At 58.2% G+C, this 15,054-nt stretch carries 15 protein-coding genes, 5 pseudogenes and 1 riboswitch; of the genes and pseudogenes, 12 read left to right on the top strand and 8 right to left on the bottom strand.

Annotation, left to right across the window (positions count from 1 at the left end; genetic code table 11):
* Positions 1 to 107: 107 nt before the first annotated feature.
* On the bottom strand, positions 108 to 1,058 hold the full coding sequence (gene mobF / locus D6851_RS17120) for a MobF family relaxase (RefSeq protein ID WP_120326066.1): 951 nt from the start codon (positions 1,056 to 1,058) through the stop codon (positions 108 to 110).
* A gap of 75 nt (positions 1,059 to 1,133) precedes the next feature.
* Here mobF and D6851_RS17115 point away from each other — a divergent pair.
* Positions 1,134 to 1,397, top strand: a pseudogene (locus tag D6851_RS17115) (transposase); the annotation flags it as partial.
* A 237-nt stretch (positions 1,398 to 1,634) separates the two neighbouring features.
* Here D6851_RS17115 and D6851_RS17110 read toward each other — a convergent pair.
* Complete coding sequence (locus D6851_RS17110; protein WP_238474177.1) at positions 1,635 to 2,435, bottom strand: IS110 family RNA-guided transposase; 801 nt, start codon at positions 2,433 to 2,435, stop codon at positions 1,635 to 1,637.
* 41 nt (positions 2,436 to 2,476) lie between these two features.
* A riboswitch (yybP-ykoY riboswitch) is annotated at positions 2,477 to 2,654 on the top strand.
* Positions 2,655 to 2,663: 9 nt separating this feature from the next.
* Between D6851_RS17110 and D6851_RS17105 the strand changes: the two genes are divergently transcribed.
* From D6851_RS17105 to D6851_RS17070, 7 genes are all read left to right on the top strand, one after another.
* Positions 2,664 to 3,239: a TMEM165/GDT1 family protein gene (locus D6851_RS17105; protein WP_120326065.1), complete on the top strand. Its 576-nt coding sequence runs from the start codon at positions 2,664 to 2,666 to the stop codon at positions 3,237 to 3,239.
* Between the two features lie 168 nt (positions 3,240 to 3,407).
* Positions 3,408 to 3,956 carry a cytochrome b gene (locus D6851_RS17100; protein WP_120326064.1) on the top strand — a complete coding sequence of 183 codons (549 nt, stop codon included), beginning with the start codon at positions 3,408 to 3,410 and terminating at the stop codon, positions 3,954 to 3,956.
* 536 nt (positions 3,957 to 4,492) lie between these two features.
* Positions 4,493 to 5,314 carry a non-homologous end joining protein Ku gene (gene ku / locus D6851_RS17090; protein ID WP_120326063.1) on the top strand — a complete coding sequence of 274 codons (822 nt, stop codon included), beginning with the start codon at positions 4,493 to 4,495 and terminating at the stop codon, positions 5,312 to 5,314.
* A 4-nt stretch (positions 5,315 to 5,318) separates the two neighbouring features.
* Complete coding sequence (locus D6851_RS17085; protein WP_120326062.1) at positions 5,319 to 5,795, top strand: MgtC/SapB family protein; 477 nt, start codon at positions 5,319 to 5,321, stop codon at positions 5,793 to 5,795.
* Positions 5,792 to 8,311 (top strand): DNA ligase D, encoded by a 2,520-nt coding sequence (ligD, locus tag D6851_RS17080; RefSeq protein WP_120326061.1) that lies wholly within the window; start codon positions 5,792 to 5,794, stop codon positions 8,309 to 8,311. The genes D6851_RS17085 and ligD overlap by 4 nt, the downstream gene beginning before the upstream one ends.
* Positions 8,312 to 8,455: 144 nt before the next feature.
* The gene (locus D6851_RS17075; RefSeq protein ID WP_120326060.1) at positions 8,456 to 9,325 is read left to right on the top strand and encodes an SDR family oxidoreductase; all 870 of its coding nucleotides are present in this window, start codon (positions 8,456 to 8,458) and stop codon (positions 9,323 to 9,325) included.
* Between the two features lie 40 nt (positions 9,326 to 9,365).
* Positions 9,366 to 9,551 carry a DUF3008 family protein gene (locus tag D6851_RS17070; RefSeq protein ID WP_120326059.1) on the top strand — a complete coding sequence of 62 codons (186 nt, stop codon included), beginning with the start codon at positions 9,366 to 9,368 and terminating at the stop codon, positions 9,549 to 9,551.
* A 504-nt stretch (positions 9,552 to 10,055) separates the two neighbouring features.
* Here D6851_RS17070 and D6851_RS18390 read toward each other — a convergent pair.
* The 5 genes and pseudogenes from D6851_RS18390 to D6851_RS17040 form a co-directional block, all read right to left on the bottom strand.
* Positions 10,056 to 10,507: pseudogene (locus D6851_RS18390) on the bottom strand (CinA family protein).
* A gap of 306 nt (positions 10,508 to 10,813) precedes the next feature.
* Complete coding sequence (locus D6851_RS17840; RefSeq protein ID WP_183030163.1) at positions 10,814 to 10,981, bottom strand: hypothetical protein; 168 nt, start codon at positions 10,979 to 10,981, stop codon at positions 10,814 to 10,816.
* A gap of 23 nt (positions 10,982 to 11,004) precedes the next feature.
* Positions 11,005 to 11,457, bottom strand: coding sequence for a DUF421 domain-containing protein (locus D6851_RS17050; RefSeq protein ID WP_120326055.1), 453 nt, complete (start codon positions 11,455 to 11,457; stop codon positions 11,005 to 11,007).
* 12 nt (positions 11,458 to 11,469) lie between these two features.
* Positions 11,470 to 11,958 carry a hypothetical protein gene (locus tag D6851_RS17045; RefSeq protein ID WP_120326054.1) on the bottom strand — a complete coding sequence of 163 codons (489 nt, stop codon included), beginning with the start codon at positions 11,956 to 11,958 and terminating at the stop codon, positions 11,470 to 11,472.
* Positions 11,959 to 11,965: 7 nt separating this feature from the next.
* Complete coding sequence (locus D6851_RS17040) at positions 11,966 to 12,463, bottom strand: hemerythrin domain-containing protein (protein WP_120326053.1); 498 nt, start codon at positions 12,461 to 12,463, stop codon at positions 11,966 to 11,968.
* A gap of 194 nt (positions 12,464 to 12,657) precedes the next feature.
* Between D6851_RS17040 and D6851_RS18120 the strand changes: the two are divergent.
* From D6851_RS18120 to D6851_RS17020, 4 genes and pseudogenes are all read left to right on the top strand, one after another.
* Positions 12,658 to 13,041 (top strand): annotated as a pseudogene (locus tag D6851_RS18120) (YqcI/YcgG family protein); the annotation flags it as partial.
* Between the two features lie 44 nt (positions 13,042 to 13,085).
* A pseudogene (locus D6851_RS17030) lies at positions 13,086 to 13,394 on the top strand (DUF1989 domain-containing protein); the annotation flags it as partial.
* Positions 13,395 to 13,484: 90 nt separating this feature from the next.
* Complete coding sequence (locus tag D6851_RS17025; RefSeq protein ID WP_120326051.1) at positions 13,485 to 14,054, top strand: DUF305 domain-containing protein; 570 nt, start codon at positions 13,485 to 13,487, stop codon at positions 14,052 to 14,054.
* Between the two features lie 500 nt (positions 14,055 to 14,554).
* Positions 14,555 to 14,959 (top strand): DNA methyltransferase, encoded by a 405-nt coding sequence (locus D6851_RS17020; RefSeq protein WP_420797116.1) that lies wholly within the window; start codon positions 14,555 to 14,557, stop codon positions 14,957 to 14,959.
* On the opposite strand, the pseudogene D6851_RS17015 reads toward D6851_RS17020, so the two are convergent.
* Positions 14,947 to 15,054: pseudogene (locus D6851_RS17015) on the bottom strand (IS5 family transposase); the annotation flags it as partial. The gene D6851_RS17020 and the pseudogene D6851_RS17015 overlap by 13 nt on opposite strands.

The raw sequence follows: 15,054 nt of genomic DNA, 5'->3' as shown, positions 1-15,054 counted from the left end.
TACCAGCGGACCGCCCATAGGATGACCTCGCCGGTAAAATGCCGCCCTTTGAAATCGTCCATCACAACCGACCTTACCAATCCAAGGGCCCAACCTTGGCAACCGCATCAGAGTTTGCAACAGAGCCCTCGATGACCGGGCGATGTTATACTTTGCTGGGGCGTTTGCTTGACAGCGTTCGATTTGAGTTGTTCGATCTTAGCCAGATGGCTGGCCGATCGATCGGCCCATTCCTTTCTCAGTGCCTCACGATCATCGAGATTGATTTTAGGATTGCGTGTGGATTTCACGATCGGTTCTAGGGCAGCGCGATCCTTTGGATCGATCCCTTTTGCCTTCGCGGTGTCGAGCACTTGCTGGCGCCTTTGACTGAATTCTTCAATCAGCTCCTTCGGGACACCGGCGATTTCAAACTGACCATGTTTGCCGGTGAGATCGGTTTGATAACCAAGGGCTTCCAGCTTATCGCGAAATTCTGCGTGATATGCCGCTCCGAGGGTGGTGTTATTCTCCCATAATGCACTGTTGCGAAGCGCTCGCCAGTCTCCATCCTTGTTTTGTGTGAGATTGGCGATGATCACATGAATGTGCCCCTGCGGGTCCAGTTCCCGGCTCGTATCGTGCTGAAACATGGCGTAGAGAAGATTGCCGGTTTTGACCGGCTCACCATTGCGCGACCTCGAATAATCTCGCGTTTCGGCAAAGTTCTTTTCCGCCCATTTCATCTTGGCTTTGACAGCTTCAAAATGGGCTGCGAGCACACGTTCATCCTTGGCTACATAGGCCATGATGCTGGCCGATTTGGGCATTGAAAAGGTGAAATCGTCACTGATGCGGCGCTGGGTGTTTTCACTTCCGACTTTGGTACCATCTGGCAAAATACCGTTGAGGATATTTTCGAAATCAGCTTTGCTGACTTCGCCGGAAAGGTTCAGTTTCTTCGCCGCTTCGCCGCCCCAAAGACTTGCTTCAGAGGACTGCTTTTGTGTGTAGTAATTATCTTTGGCGAAATAAGATGCAGCGCCGCTAGACGATTTGACGGCAGACATGGAGATCATGGCTTACCTCTTGACGTGCACCCCTGAGATGTGACCGATTTTTGGTAGAGTCCGACGCAAAGGAGTCGGACGACAATGAAGCGAAGCAGGTTCAGCGAAGAGCAGATCATCGCGGTATTGAAGGAGCAGGAGGCTGGGATGCCGACGGCGGAAGTGTGCCGCCGTCACGGCATCAGCTCGGCCACGTTCTACAAGTGGAAGTCGAAGTTCGGTGGGCTGGAAGTGTCCGATGCCCGGCGGCTGCGAACGCTCGAGCAGGAGAATGCCCGGCTGAAGAAGCTGCTGGCTGAGGCGATGCTCGACAACGTGGTACTGAAGGATCTGGCATCAAAAAATGTATGACCCGCCCTGTCCCTGCAAGGGCTGATTGGTGGTGACGGTGCCAGTCTGCACAAATGTATCCGGCCTCTCGCGAGTGGACCGCTGTTGCGGCCAGGCCTTGATGAGATCCGCACGTGTCGTTCCCGAATAAATGGTCCGGACTTCCATGCCCGTTTTTTTGACGGGGTTTACGACGCGCTGGTCAACTGTTTCGTCATCACGCTCTCGAACCTTGCAGTCTGTCAGCGGCTTGGATCAGCTGAAAGCCGGATCGTTCCGCGCGTAACTGGCGCCTGGCTTGGTCAAGACCACCCAGAGAATGCGGGCGATCTTGGCCGCCAGTGCGACGGTGACTTTGTTCTTGTGCATTCGGCTTTCCAAACCGTTCAACCACGGTCCAAGACGGTCGCGGCTACGGTCGAGATGGGTGACGCAGGATCGCGCACCGTGGATAAGCATACGCCGCAGATATTTGTTTCCTCGCTTGCTGATGCCCAGCAGCTTGGTCTTACCGCCCGTCGAATACTCGCGTGGGACCAGTCCGAGCCAAGCGGCAAGATCGCGGGCCTTCCGGAACTGCTGGCCGGTTCCGGCCGCTGCCAGCAACGCAGTCGCGGCAAGTGGCCCGACGCCGGGAACGGTCATCAGCCGCCGCGCGGTATCACTGCGGGCGGCAATGGCTTCAATCTCGCGGTTCATCGTCGTTATCCGCTGTTCCAGTTCCGCCAGTTCCCCAAAAATCTCGGTCAGAATGCAGCGCATGGCGGCTGACAATTCGTTGGCATCGTCTGCCAGAATCCGCGGCATATCGGCTCTAAACTTGCCGGCGCCTTGGTGGATAGCGATACCGTATTCCAGGCAGAAGGCGCGCATCTGGCTGATCAATCGCGTTCGGTGGGCGATCATCCGGTCGCGGACACGATGGAGTGCCTGCAGGTCGATTTGTTCTGGCGTACGGATCTCGACAAAGCGCATGGTCGGTCTCGTCACCGCTTCCGCGATCGCCTCTGCGTCGATCAGGTCGTTCTTGTTTGACTTCACATAAGTGAGCGGCACCGCGTCGCCGATTGCCTTTCCCCGCCCCGGCTGGTAGGGGCACCAAAGTCATCTGGGGAGTAGCTCGCCGCTTAGCGCGGTTTCCTGCGTCAACATACTTGGCTGAGAGGCCATGGCGCAGGGGTGCGGATTATCCGTTCGGGCAAGACCAATGGTACCTGACTTTCGTCCGGCCGGGCGGAAGGTCTGGTGCTGTTGTCGTCTTAAAGCGCCCGGCCCGGAGTACCCATGGAAGCTTTCCTTACATCCACCGCCGTGGTTGCACTCGCCGAGATTGGCGACAAGACCATGCTTCTTGCTATCGTCTTGGCGACCCGTTTCCGCAAGCCCTTGCCGATCATCCTCGGCATCCTTGCCGCCACGCTAGCCAATCACGGGATTGCCGCTTTCGTGGGCCAGTCGATCGCAAACCTTCTGGATGGGAAGTGGTTTCGCTACGCGGTGGGGATCAGCTTCATTATGATGGCCCTGTGGACTCTCGTGCCGGACAAGATGGATGATGAGGAACAGAAGTCCTCGCGTTTCGGGGCGTTCCTCACCACGACAATCACCTTCTTTCTGGTGGAGATCGGCGACAAGACGCAGATTGCGACGATTGCACTCGGCGCCCAGTTCCAGAACGTTCTGCTTGTCACTGCAGGTACGACTCTGGGCATGATGCTGGCCAATGTTCCCGCCGTCTATCTCGGCAATGCGATCGTGGAGCGGGTGTCGCTCAAGCTCGTACGTGCGGTTGCCGCCCTGCTTTTCCTCGCTATTGGCCTCTGGATCATCCTTGAGGCATCGGGCTTCACATTCATCTGACCGCGAGACATCCTGCCATTCGAGATCTGCGGACAGAACGGCTGGTGTCTGCCGCGTCTTCCACTGGACAGGCCCGGGAAAGAGGGAATACGCTCTGGGCCGCATACGGGCGTTTGCAGCACATCTCAGGCAGGGTTAGCGATAACCGATGTAAAGGAATTGGTTTGAATGAAATTGCGAGATACGCCAACACGCTATGGTCTGATCAGCCGACTTCTGCATTGGGGGATTGCCGCGCTGCTCGCATGGCAATTGGCCGGCATGATAGTGAAGATCGTTGTTGGCCGTGCACCAATCACGGCATTCTGGGTCGGCTCCCATGTGTCCATAGGCTCCTTGCTTCTTGTCCTCATTCTGATGCGAGCGATCTGGGCGCTGCGTGAGCGGAAGCAGCGGCCGCCATACGAGAGTGGTCCATCCGGACTGTTCGCGAAAGTGGGCCATCTGGCGCTCTACGCCCTGGTGCTTGTCGTTCCGTCTCTGGCGCTCATGCGCCTCATTGGTGGTGAACGCCCCATCAGTGTCTTTGGCATTCATCTGCGTGCCGCCAGGGAGCGACCTGTCGAATGGATAACGGCACCGGCCGATCTGCTGCATGGAGCGCTGGCCTGGACACTATTCGTGCTGATCCTGGGGCATATCGCCATGGCGGTTCTCCATCGCTACTGGTGGCAGGATGACACCCTTGCTCGAATGGCAGGCAAATCGAAAGATTAAGGGAGCCTTGCAAACACCCCCGCACGCATATCGGCAAGAGGCGCTGGCGAACCGGTAAGTCCGCTTATGAAAATGGAATTGGGATAAGCGGACATTTCTCGCTGCCGGAGACTATGGCAGCTTCGCGCCCTCATATCGGATATACCCTCTAGAGATACTTCTTCTTGAAAGCAGACATTCTTCGAGGCTCGGAGTGAGCGCGACTCTACAGCCTTCGCTGCCGCTGGTCGAGATGTCGTTCGCGTCAACCGGGATAGGGAGATTGTTTTAGCAGTCCGGCGAGGTGCACGGCATTACCAGTGACCATTGCGGCGGTTTGCAAGACTTTGCCGGGCCGGGAGGGCATCGGTTCCTGCGGCGTCGGCGGTGTTTCGGACGGATTGTCTGATGGGGGGATCTCGGGCTCGGGAGGCGGATTCGTTCTCATGCCTCTTCCAACGCGCGGCGCAGACTTTGGTTTAATCGCCTTGTCCCCCCGAATGGAACCAATGGCCCCCTTCACACGCTTAATCCTGCAGCAATCAGGAGTTTCGCAGATGGCAGCACGCGCGTATTGGCAGGGCCAAATCAGGCTGGCGCTGGTTTCTATTCCGGTGGAGGTCTACTCGGCCAGCAAGACCGGCGCGAAAATCAGTTTCAATCAGATTCACGAACCGAGCGGCAAGCGCATCGCCTATGAAAAGGTGGTGCCAGGCATTGGCCCCGTCGACCGCGACGAGATTATCAAGGGTTTCGAGGTCGCCAAGGGCGAATATGTCCTGCTCGAGGAGGAGGAGATCGAAGCAGTCAGAATCGAGAGCCGCAAGACGCTCGAACTGGTGCAGTTCGTCGACGCTTGCGAGATCGACCCTCTCTATTTCGAGAAGCCCTATTACGTCGCACCCAAGGACGAACTGGCCGAGGAAGCATTCATCGTGCTGCGCGAAGCGCTGCGCAAGGCGAAGAAGGTCGCCCTGGGTCAGCTATCGGTGCGTGGTAGCGAGAAGCTGGTCGCCATCAAACCTTGCGGGAAAGGCCTGCTGCTGGAAACCCTGCGTTATTCCAACGAGGTGCGCCAGGGGCAGGCGTTCTTCTCCGACATTGACGATGCCAGACCGAAGAAGGAACTGCTCGATCTCGCCACCACGCTGATCGACCAGAAAAGCGCGCCCTTCGACGCCAGCGAATATGAAGATCGCTACATCGAGGCGTTGCGCAAGCTGATCGACAAGAAGGCGAAGTCCAAGAGCGGCAAGGCCGTTATTGAGGATGCGGGCGAGCCTGCTGGCGCTGGCGGAAATGTGATTGACCTGATGGCCGCGCTGAAGAAGTCGATCGACGGCAAAAAGTCGCCGGCCAAGAGCAAGAAGAGCGCGTGATGCGATGGAACTCAACGAACCCGTAGTCAGCCATTGGTTCGATCTTGACCTGCTTTCCCGGCTGATGGTCGCCGCGGTGCTGGGGCTGCTTCTCGGGCTCGATCGCGAACTGCGCGGCCATGCTGCGGGCATGCGCACCCACGGGTTGATCTGCTTCGCCGCCGCGGCGATGACCGTCTCGGTCATTGCGCTTTATCAGCAACTGGGCGGGCAGCGGATGGACCCGCTACGCGTGTACGAGGCCGCCGGCGCGTTTATCGGCATCATCGGTGCGGGACTAATCGTCTTCAGCAAGGGGCAGGTGCACAATCTGACCACTGCGGCCCACTTGTGGCTGGGAGCGGTGATCGGCATCGCCTGCGGCGCGGCGCAATGGCCACTGGTGGCCATCGCTTCGATCATCAGCCTACTAGTTCTTACACTGCTCCGTCTGGTCGAACCTAAGGACAAGGACCGCAAACTCGACGGGGAAGGTGAATGAGCCGACCCGTTGATCCACTTTCCGAATACAACGCCCGGCGAGACTTCGCGAAGACGCCCGAACCCTCTGGGAAGGCTCAGACAAGTGGCGGAGGCGACCTATTCATCGTGCAGAAGCACGATGCGACACGGCTGCACTGGGATTTGCGGCTGGAAGTCGATGGCGTACTCAAGAGCTGGGCCGTCACCAAAGGACCTTCGCCCGATCCGGAGATCAAGCGTCTGGCTGTGCGCACCGAGGATCACCCCATGTCCTATGCCGAATTCGAAGGCACGATCCCCAAGGGCGAATATGGCGGCGGCACGGTGATGCTGTGGGATCGCGGCACCTGGTCGCCCATCGAAGGCAAGAGCCTGAAGGATCTTGAAAAAGGGCACCTGCACTTCCGCCTCGATGGTGAGCGGATGCAGGGAGAATGGCTGCTGATCCGGATGAATTCGCGCGGCGAGCAAAAGCGCGAGAACTGGCTGCTGCGCAAATTACAGGATGAGCATGCCGAGGCTGGCGACGTGCTCGTCGAACGCGAACTCACCAGTGTTTTGACCGGCCGATCGATGGCGGAAATAGCGGCAGACAAGGGCGGAAAGTTCGCGCCTGCCGGGAAAAAGGACGATGCCTTTCTTGCGCAGATGGCCAAGGCTTCGGAACACAATGCGAAAAAGGCGAAGGCGCGCCGGAAGCCAAAGGACGCGCCGCTGCCGAAGTTTCGCAAGCCGCAACTGGCGACGCTGGTCGACCAGGTGCCGACCGGCAATGGTTGGATGCATGAGATCAAGTTTGACGGCTACCGTGCGCTGGTCGCTGTCAAGGGCAAGCAGGCGCGCGTCTATACCCGCAGCGGCAAGGACTGGACCGAAAAGTTCGTCCCGCTGGTGAAGGTCATCGCGGAGCTCGAGCTGCCGAGCTGCCTGATCGACGGGGAAATCGTGGCGGTGGATGCCAAGGGCAATCCCGATTTTTCAACCCTGCAAGGTGTGCTCAAGCGCGGCCATGGTAGCCAGTCGCAGGGTGATGCGCTGCAGTTCCACGCCTTCGACCTCCTCGAACTGGCGGGAGAGGATCTGACCGCCCTGCCCAATATCGAGCGCAAGGAACGGCTCGAAGCGCTGCTCGGTACGGCAGAGCCACCGGTGTTCGTGGCCGATCACGTGATCGGTGCAGGCGAGAAGCTGTACCGTTCGATGTGCGACGCCGGGCAGGAAGGCATCATCTCCAAGACCGTCGACGGGCGCTATTCGGGGCGGCGCGGGCGCAGCTGGGTGAAAGTGAAATGCACTCGGCGACAGGAGTTTGTCATCATTGGCTGGAAGGCTTCGAGCGCGAAGGCACGACCATTCTCCTCGCTGCTGATGGCCCAGCACGAGGGAGGCGAGCTGGTTTATAAGGGCAATGTCGGCACCGGCTTTTCTACTGACGATCTCGACGGGCTGGCGGCAAAGCTGAAGCGGATCGAGCGCAAGACCCCGCCGACCGAAGTCGACAAGGTAAGCAGCCGGGGCGTGACCTGGGTGACGCCGCAACTCGTCGCCGAGGTGGCCTTCTCCGAATTTACCGAGGACGGCAATATCCGGCACGGCAGCTACCTCGGACTGCGCGGCGACAAGCAGGCGAGCGAAGTAAGGCCAGAGCGCGCCGCAGCGGCGCCCGCATCGAAAGGCGGGGCGAAGATCAGCAGCCGCGAACGAGTGATATTCCCCGACAGCGGCCAGACCAAGGGCGATCTGGCCGATTACTACCTCGCCACCGCTTCGCTGATGCTACCCTTTGTCGCCCGACGGCCGATCAGCCTGGTGCGCTGTCCGCAGGGGCGGGCACGGAAATGCTTTTTCCAGAAGCACGACAGTGGCGCCTTCGGCGATGCGGTCCATCATGTGCCGATCACAGAAAAAGACGGCGGGACAGAAGACTACCTGTTTATCGAGGACGTGCGCGGCATCCTACAATGCGTGCAGATGGGCACGATAGAATTTCACGGCTGGGGCGCGCGCATTCGTGATGTGGAAGAGCCGGACCGGATGATCTTCGACCTCGATCCCGATGAGGGGCTTAATTTTGGGAACGTCAAACAGGCAGCGCGCGACATTCGCGACCGGTTGTCCGACATGGGGCTGATCAGCTTCGCCATGCTTTCTGGCGGCAAGGGGGTGCACGTGGTCGTCCCGCTGACGCCGGGCCATTCGTGGGAGGCGCACAAGGACTTCGCGCGGCGCTTCGCCGAGTCGCTGAGCATGGCGGAACCCGAACGCTTCACCGCCACGATGAGCAAGGCCAAGCGCAAGGGAAAAATCTTCATCGACTGGCTGCGCAACCAGCGCGGGAGCACGGCGGTGGTGCCTTATTCCGCCCGTGCCCGCAGCGGCGCGCCGGTGGCTGTGCCGATTGGCTGGAACGAACTCAAGGACATGACCGACGCCCATCCCTTCAGCATCGATGATGCCAAGCGCCTGCGCGATCGCGCCGAAAGCAAGACCTTGGCCGGTTGGGGCTTCGCTGAGCAGTCGCTACCCGACTTGTGATCTTTCCATACGCGCGTCGAGTTGGTTCGTCGTGTCACAGGCACGCTTGGCACCATTCGGGAAACCGCAGTGCTCCCCGCCTCGTTGATGTTTCAAAGCTGCCCTTACGGGTGGCCCCCAAAATCAACCGAAGTTGAAACAGCCATGACTGAAACGGAGACATTCCAGCCTGAAATCGACGAACAGCCGCGCATGCCCGGTGCCGAGGCCGAGATGGACGACAAGCCTGATTGGCACCCCCGCTTTCCCGGTTCCAGGCGATTGGACGGCAAGGTTGCTATCGTGACCGGCGCGGACAGTGGCATTGGCAGAGCTGTCGCGGCGCTTTTTGCGCGCGAAGGCGCCGACATCACGATTGTCTATTTCGCCGATGAAGAAACCAAGGATGCGGAGAAGACGAAGGAATTCGTCGAGAATGAGGGGCGACAGGCGGTCTGCCTACAGGGAGACCTCGGCCGCCAGGATTTCGCAGACCAGGTTGTTGCCGCCACAATCGACCGGTTCAGCAAGCTGGATATTGTGATCAACAACGCCGGCGAGCAGCACCCTGATGAGAACATCGAAGATATTACCGAGGAGCAGCTTCGGCGGACCTTTCAGACCAATATCTTCTCAATGTTCTTCATGGTGCAGGCAGCGCGCCCGCATCTCTCCAAGGGCAGCGCCATCGTCAATTGCACCAGCGTGACGATGTATAAGGGCTCGGACAACTTGCTCGACTATTCCGCCACCAAGGGCGCGATCACGGCCTTTACTCGCTCACTGTCGGAAAACCTCATCGGCGATGGCATCCGGGTGAATGCCGTCGCGCCCGGCCCAATCTGGACTCCCCTCAATCCGTATGGCGGACAGCCGCCTGAGGACTTGGACGATTTCGGCAAGAACACCCCGATGGGACGCCCGGGCCTTCCTAATGAGGTCGCGCCGGCGTTCCTGTTTCTGGCTTGCGACGACGCCAGCTACATGTCGGGGCAGGTCTTGCACCCCAATGGCGGAATCATCGTGAACAGCTGAAATCCCATGAAAGTTCCAGTCACACAAAAAGGAGAGAACCATGCCCGCACAGTCTAAAGCGCAGCAAAAGGCCGCCGGCGCCGCGCTGAGCGCCAAGCGCGGCGATACCAAGGTCAGCGAATTGCAGGGTGCGTCCAAGGAGATGTACGACTCAATGAGCGCAAACGAGCTGGAAGACATGGCCAGCACCAAGCGCAAGGGCAAACCCGAGCACAAAAGCGACTGATCGTCGTTCTAGATGACCGATCCGTCGGAATATGCCGCAGGGGGTTCGACTCCCCACGGACAAGGTGGTATATGCCCAGTCGACGGTTGCGGTTTTCAACCACATCGGCTCTTCGTGGTCCCGGTTATCGTCCGCAACCTAATCCGCTTCATGCGTCTAGCCGATATTTTTCACTTGGCAGGTAAGCCTTGCCGAGCGGAACATTGGAGGCCCGCCCGCCATGCGCGAATATTCACTCCGCTTCCAGGAAGGAAGCACAAGCAATCTGAAAACTATCACGTTCCAAAGCGAGGATGCCCACGAGGCGTTTTCGATCATGGAGCTAGAGAGGCTGGATGGCCCTGTCGAGATTCTTGATGGGGATAAATCCCTCGGCACAATTACTCCGTCCTCGAACGGAGCCTGGGTCGTGAAAGGAATTAGGAATTCCGCCCGCTTAGATGGTTGAGAAATAACCCGCATTTGAGCGGCAAAAGCGGCGATCGTTTCGCCTTGCATAACTGGCTAGATCTCCATTTGGTTCGCTAACAGTGTTAGTGCTGCGACCAACGCCTTTTGGCGGATCTGGTCACGTTCCTGCGCGCCGAAATGGTGCTTTTCATGCGCGGAGTGCCTGTGCGTCGATGCGACCGCTATATGGTCAAGACCTTCCTCGTCGCGCGGGCCGGCCGGACCGGCAAATCCGGTTACCGATAGCGCAAAATGCGCGTCACAGCTCGCAAGGGCGCATTCCGCCATTTCGCAGGCTGTCTCCGGCTGACTGCACCGTGGCGCTCGATGACCTCGCGGGGTATACCGAGCAATCCGATCTTCGCCTGGTCGGAATAGACGACGAAACCGCACTCGAAGCAGTGACTCAGCCCGGGATGTCGGTGAGAAGAGTGGCCCCCCGGTAAGCTCTCTGTGGTCGCGATCAGCAAGCCGTCAGAATCGGCCCGCTCGAGCACAGCACGCACCAGCGTCCGGGCCTTATTTGATATCACTCGTCCGAAATCGGTTTTTGTCACTTTCGGTGCTTTCGCCAGTTCAGTGACACGAAAAAGGCCACCAGCGGCGGCCTCTTCCCGTCAAAGAGAGAACATCCCATCAGCTCTGCCGATTCTTCAGTCCATCCTGATGCGATCGCGATCCTCACCCTGCTGGCGATTGCGATCATTTTACTGGTTATTCATCGACTTCTTCACTTTCTGCCTCGAAAATGGATCAATCAACTGACGGTTTGTTGCCTCGCTTGTTCTGCGCAATCGGATGGGTGGAACAGCTCATGCGTTTGGCCGCTTTTTCGGCGCTACAGTCTTCTTTCGCTCCTCTTCCGGATAGTCCGAAGGCGTGACGATCGACTGGTTACGAACGGCATTCGCAGTCTGGCTGTTCTGACTGGGATTGCTGCCCTCCGGCATATCTGCGTTTTTAAGGTCCTTCTTAGTCATGGCAACTCCTTGGTTAATTGTTTCTATTTCTCATCCTGGCAGGGGATCACGGTAATTCCCGAATCATTCTCCAGGATCGCATGCTTGACCTGATCGATGGTCTCGAGGCCTTGTTGCTTCCGCGCAGCGACCATGATGTCGTCCCGATTCATTCGTGTTTTGCGCAGCGCACGCTCATCGACCTGCCCGTCGAGCACGAGGAAGGTCGGGCGCCCGTCGACCACCTTTCTGAGCCAAGGCGACCAGCGCGTGAGGTACGAAAGGCCTATATCCATAAGAAACAGGGTAATGATCAGGACGACCGCATTGGTGATCGAGAAATCGTCACCCAGGAGAGCCTGCTGAGTGGTTTCTGCCACAATCAGCAACAGGACGAAGTCGAAGGGCGTGGCCTGATCCATCGTCCTGCGGCCAGATAACCGGATGATAATCAGCAGAACTAGGTAAATTGCGACACCGCGAATGACGCTTTCCATCGCTTCCTCTCCCTACGGCAGCACGGTGAGCGTCGTGGGCGGACTCGATGCACCGTCGACTTTGAACGGTCCGAGTTGGCTGCGCCAGACCGGCCGGACGGGACGCACCGAGAAGTCGATTGTGGCTTTTCCACCTGGCTTCACTGCGAATTCGAACAATTCCCCTTCCGGTGTCGCGGTCACCGAGCGAGCCTGCGGACTGATGGAATCGATCGTGAAGATGTCACCGAAGGCGGCCGGGATTAGCACCGTGGTCCGCTCAGATTGGGAAGCGACGTGAACGGTCAGAGTGTCGGACGCCTGCCATCGGGCGATGGCGGGAAAATCGATGCGGACCGGGCCTGCCTGAATTGTCTGGGAAGAATAAGGACCGCCGCTCCCGGTGAGGCCGAGCAGCGCAACGAGGCAGAGCACCGCCATTGCGACCCAGCCGACCCGCACTACTATCCAGAACCGCTCCTGAAAGTCGCGATCGGTATCGACGTCAATGGCCGGAGCCATTGCCCGGCTACTCCACCGTGCGCATACCCGCCGCGGGCAGGCCCTTCGCTTCGGCAAGCCGCTTGAGTTCTTCTTTTCGATCCAGCATCTGCTGACTGATCTCGTGGAGGTCGACCTCGGCAACGCGCGCCTGCTGGAACATATTCTCGTGCTGCTTTTCTTCCTCCTTCACGTGGTGTTCGATCTGCTCCTTGAGTACCGTTACCTTGGCGTCGAAGAATTCCTCGTCCGCGCTACCCTCGGAGATTTCGTTGACGAGCAGCTTCGCACCGTCATGCTCGACATAGGCTTCCTTCAGCAGGTCCTCGTCGATCTTCCCTTCGAGTGCGGGATAAAAGATTTCTTCCTCGATGATCGTGTGAAGCTTGAGGTCGTTGCATATCTGCCTGGCAACCCGGGATTTCTGATCGCGGCCGGATGCGCTCTCGAAGTCCGTAAAGAACTTTTCCACCTTGCGGTGGTCATTCGCCAGAATGTGCGTGGTGTTGGTGTTGCCAGCGGCCATGGTCGATCTCCTCTGATCGGCGAAGCGTCCCACAGATAGGGTAAGTTCCCGCAATCCGGTTGTTACGGCCTGTATTGCTCCGGAATCACGATGAATGGATCGGTCCAACCCGCTGCACCAACGGCTGAACCATAAACAATTCCACTTCCGCCCGGAAATCGGAGCCATTTCAGCGTCCGCCAGTTGGTAGAGACATGGACACTCTTCTGCCCCGACAACAATCCGACAGTCTGAAGGAGCAGTTTCGTGCCATGATCGCGGAACGCACCTTTCCTTGCGTCGGCGTCAAGTCAGCCGCCGCACAGGATGCTCTTCAGGTTACGGTCGCGCGCGATATTACGAGTGCGTGGAATGACCTCGAGATCATTTGGACCCTGGTAGATTGGTCGGGCGAATATTGGCGCGGCCCGGTTGGCCTCCGCAGCTTCGCTGTCATTTTCGAAGGACCCTACGATCTAGACGAGATTGGCTTTGAAAAGGCCATGTGGCAGCGGCTGCAATCGATCTCGGACAAGGGCGCCTGGCTCGGACAGAGCCTCAACGAACGCGTGAGCGCAGATCCGGAAGATCCGCACTTCTGTGTGAGTTTTTGCGGCGAGGCCTATTTTGTGATCGGCCTGCACCCTGCAGCGAGGCGACCTTTCGGCATTTCTATCCGGCAAAGCCGGTACACCGCGGCTGCTTCGGCAATCTCGTCGAGGCGCTGGCGCCTTATGGGATCGAACCTGATTCCATTCCGACAGCGTTCAACCTGTTCATGAATGTGCCGGTCGATGTTGAAGGGCACCTGCGCGTCGATCCGCCCGTCAGCAAGGCAGGCGACGGGATCGCATTGCAAACGGAAATGGATCTGGTGATCGGCCTCACCGCCTGCTCCGCCTATTCGTCCAATGGCGGGACCTTCAAGCCCATCTACTACCGGATCAACTGAAGGCAGGGATTTCCAGGAATTGAGCGGCACAATCGCGCGGAGCACTGCGCGCCCGTTTTGAAACCGAGGCAGCCGAGAAGGAGACTTTCGATGCAACAACCCGAGCAAAAGAAATCGAGCTATGGACGGTTCATGGCGATGATCGGAACATCGACCGTCGTTATGTTCATCCTTATGTATTTCAACACTTATGCCCTGCCTCATGTCCTTTGGAGCGAAACGCGATTCTGGATGGCATTCTTGATGGGCGCGGCAATGGCAGTAGTGATGCTGCTCTTCATGTTGGACATGTACCGGAATCGAAAGAAGAATGGGGTCATCATCGGCGTTGCTCTCGTAGTCTTCGTGAGCGCGCTGTTCCTCGTGCGCAGTCAAGTGAGCGTGACCGACCGCGAATACATGTCAGCCATGGTCCCGCACCACTCCATCGCCGTGCTCACCAGCGAGCGGGCGCAAATCGAGGACGTGCGTGTTCGAGAACTGGCCAACGGCATCATTCGTGCGCAGCGAAAGGAAATTGCCGAGATGAAATGGCTGATCGACGACATTGGAACTAACGGTATCGCCGCCACGCCGGAAGCAGCGAACGCGCGCCCGGTTCCCGAATTCACAGGATACTTGAACGAGGGCGACTGGGATCCCGGCTTGACGACAGAGTAGTGGCGCCGCTTGACAATCTGGCAACGTACCCGGTTCTATTGACCCTGAAAGGAGCCCCGCCTGTCCCATTCCCTAGCTCGCGATGACCTTGGTAATGCCGTCAGCGCCGTGGAGCTTGAGCGTCTGCAGCGCGCTGTCCATTGCATCGCCAAATCCCTCGACCGAGTAATGTCCGTCGAATGTGATTTTCATGTCCGTGTCCGAACCTCCGACTTGTAGCCGGGCCGTGAAAACGAGACAAGTCCAGTGCGCCGCCGTCTTTTGGCAGAGCCTTGGACATACACGATGGCGACCCGGCCAGCATGTATGTCCAAGGCTCCGTCGATCGTTCAGGGTTAGCAAGCCCCGCGCAGCCGTTTTCGCTGCGTATGCGCATTCCTATCGCAGCAAAGATGCAAATTGTCATCCGTTAGCACGCAATTTAAGCCGCGCGAATTGCGCGCGGGCAGGCAGCCCGCTACCAAATCAAATCGTGAACAGATTCATGTTTGGATGATTGAATGCCGATATTGTCGTGGCTGACGCGAAATGAAGATGTAAAAGCCGCTGAAAGTGTGCCTTATAAGCTGTTGGAGCGAGCCGAAACTCTGTCTTACGGTGATGCCGCCAGCGGCAATATGCTGATCCAGGGCGATAATCTGGAGGCGTTGAAGGCATTGCTGCCCTATTACAAGGGGCAAGTGAAGTGCATCTACATCGATCCGCCGTACAATACCGGATCGGCTTTCGAGCATTACGATGACAATCTGGAGCACAGCAAGTGGCTGGCCATGATGTGGCCGCGCTTAACGTTGCTGCGCGAACTTTTGGCGAAGGAAGGATCACTGTGGGTCAACATCGATGACGATGAAGCACACTATCTTAAGATAATTTTAGGCTCAGGACTCATTGATCACAGCCAGTAGCAAACGGTAGCGGCGATGCAGATGGCGGACATGAAGGTGTGGGCGCAACGGTCGTAGCGGGTTGCGACGCGCCTCCAGTCCTTGATCCTGCCGAA

Origin of the sequence: Altericroceibacterium spongiae, from assembly GCF_003610805.1 — a bacterium.
Taxonomy (GTDB): domain Bacteria; phylum Pseudomonadota; class Alphaproteobacteria; order Sphingomonadales; family Sphingomonadaceae; genus Altericroceibacterium; species Altericroceibacterium spongiae.
Note: the sequence above shows the minus strand (reverse complement) of the source record. Positions and strands in the feature narration are given on the sequence as shown.

What these genes read in the sequence shown, in the direction of transcription:
- mobF (WP_120326066.1), bottom strand. Translation starts at nt 1,058, where the DNA reads ATGATCTCCATGTCTGCCGTCAAATCGTCTAGCGGCGCTGCATCTTAT.
- D6851_RS17105 (WP_120326065.1), top strand. Translation starts at nt 2,664, where the DNA reads ATGGAAGCTTTCCTTACATCCACCGCCGTGGTTGCACTCGCCGAGATT.
- D6851_RS17100 (WP_120326064.1), top strand. Translation starts at nt 3,408, where the DNA reads ATGAAATTGCGAGATACGCCAACACGCTATGGTCTGATCAGCCGACTT.
- ku (WP_120326063.1), top strand. Translation starts at nt 4,493, where the DNA reads ATGGCAGCACGCGCGTATTGGCAGGGCCAAATCAGGCTGGCGCTGGTT.
- D6851_RS17085 (WP_120326062.1), top strand. Translation starts at nt 5,319, where the DNA reads ATGGAACTCAACGAACCCGTAGTCAGCCATTGGTTCGATCTTGACCTG.
- ligD (WP_120326061.1), top strand. Translation starts at nt 5,792, where the DNA reads ATGAGCCGACCCGTTGATCCACTTTCCGAATACAACGCCCGGCGAGAC.
- D6851_RS17075 (WP_120326060.1), top strand. Translation starts at nt 8,456, where the DNA reads ATGACTGAAACGGAGACATTCCAGCCTGAAATCGACGAACAGCCGCGC.
- D6851_RS17070 (WP_120326059.1), top strand. Translation starts at nt 9,366, where the DNA reads ATGCCCGCACAGTCTAAAGCGCAGCAAAAGGCCGCCGGCGCCGCGCTG.
- D6851_RS17840 (WP_183030163.1), bottom strand. Translation starts at nt 10,981, where the DNA reads ATGACTAAGAAGGACCTTAAAAACGCAGATATGCCGGAGGGCAGCAAT.
- D6851_RS17050 (WP_120326055.1), bottom strand. Translation starts at nt 11,457, where the DNA reads ATGGAAAGCGTCATTCGCGGTGTCGCAATTTACCTAGTTCTGCTGATT.
- D6851_RS17045 (WP_120326054.1), bottom strand. Translation starts at nt 11,958, where the DNA reads ATGGCTCCGGCCATTGACGTCGATACCGATCGCGACTTTCAGGAGCGG.
- D6851_RS17040 (WP_120326053.1), bottom strand. Translation starts at nt 12,463, where the DNA reads ATGGCCGCTGGCAACACCAACACCACGCACATTCTGGCGAATGACCAC.
- D6851_RS17025 (WP_120326051.1), top strand. Translation starts at nt 13,485, where the DNA reads ATGCAACAACCCGAGCAAAAGAAATCGAGCTATGGACGGTTCATGGCG.
- D6851_RS17020 (WP_420797116.1), top strand. Translation starts at nt 14,555, where the DNA reads ATGCCGATATTGTCGTGGCTGACGCGAAATGAAGATGTAAAAGCCGCT.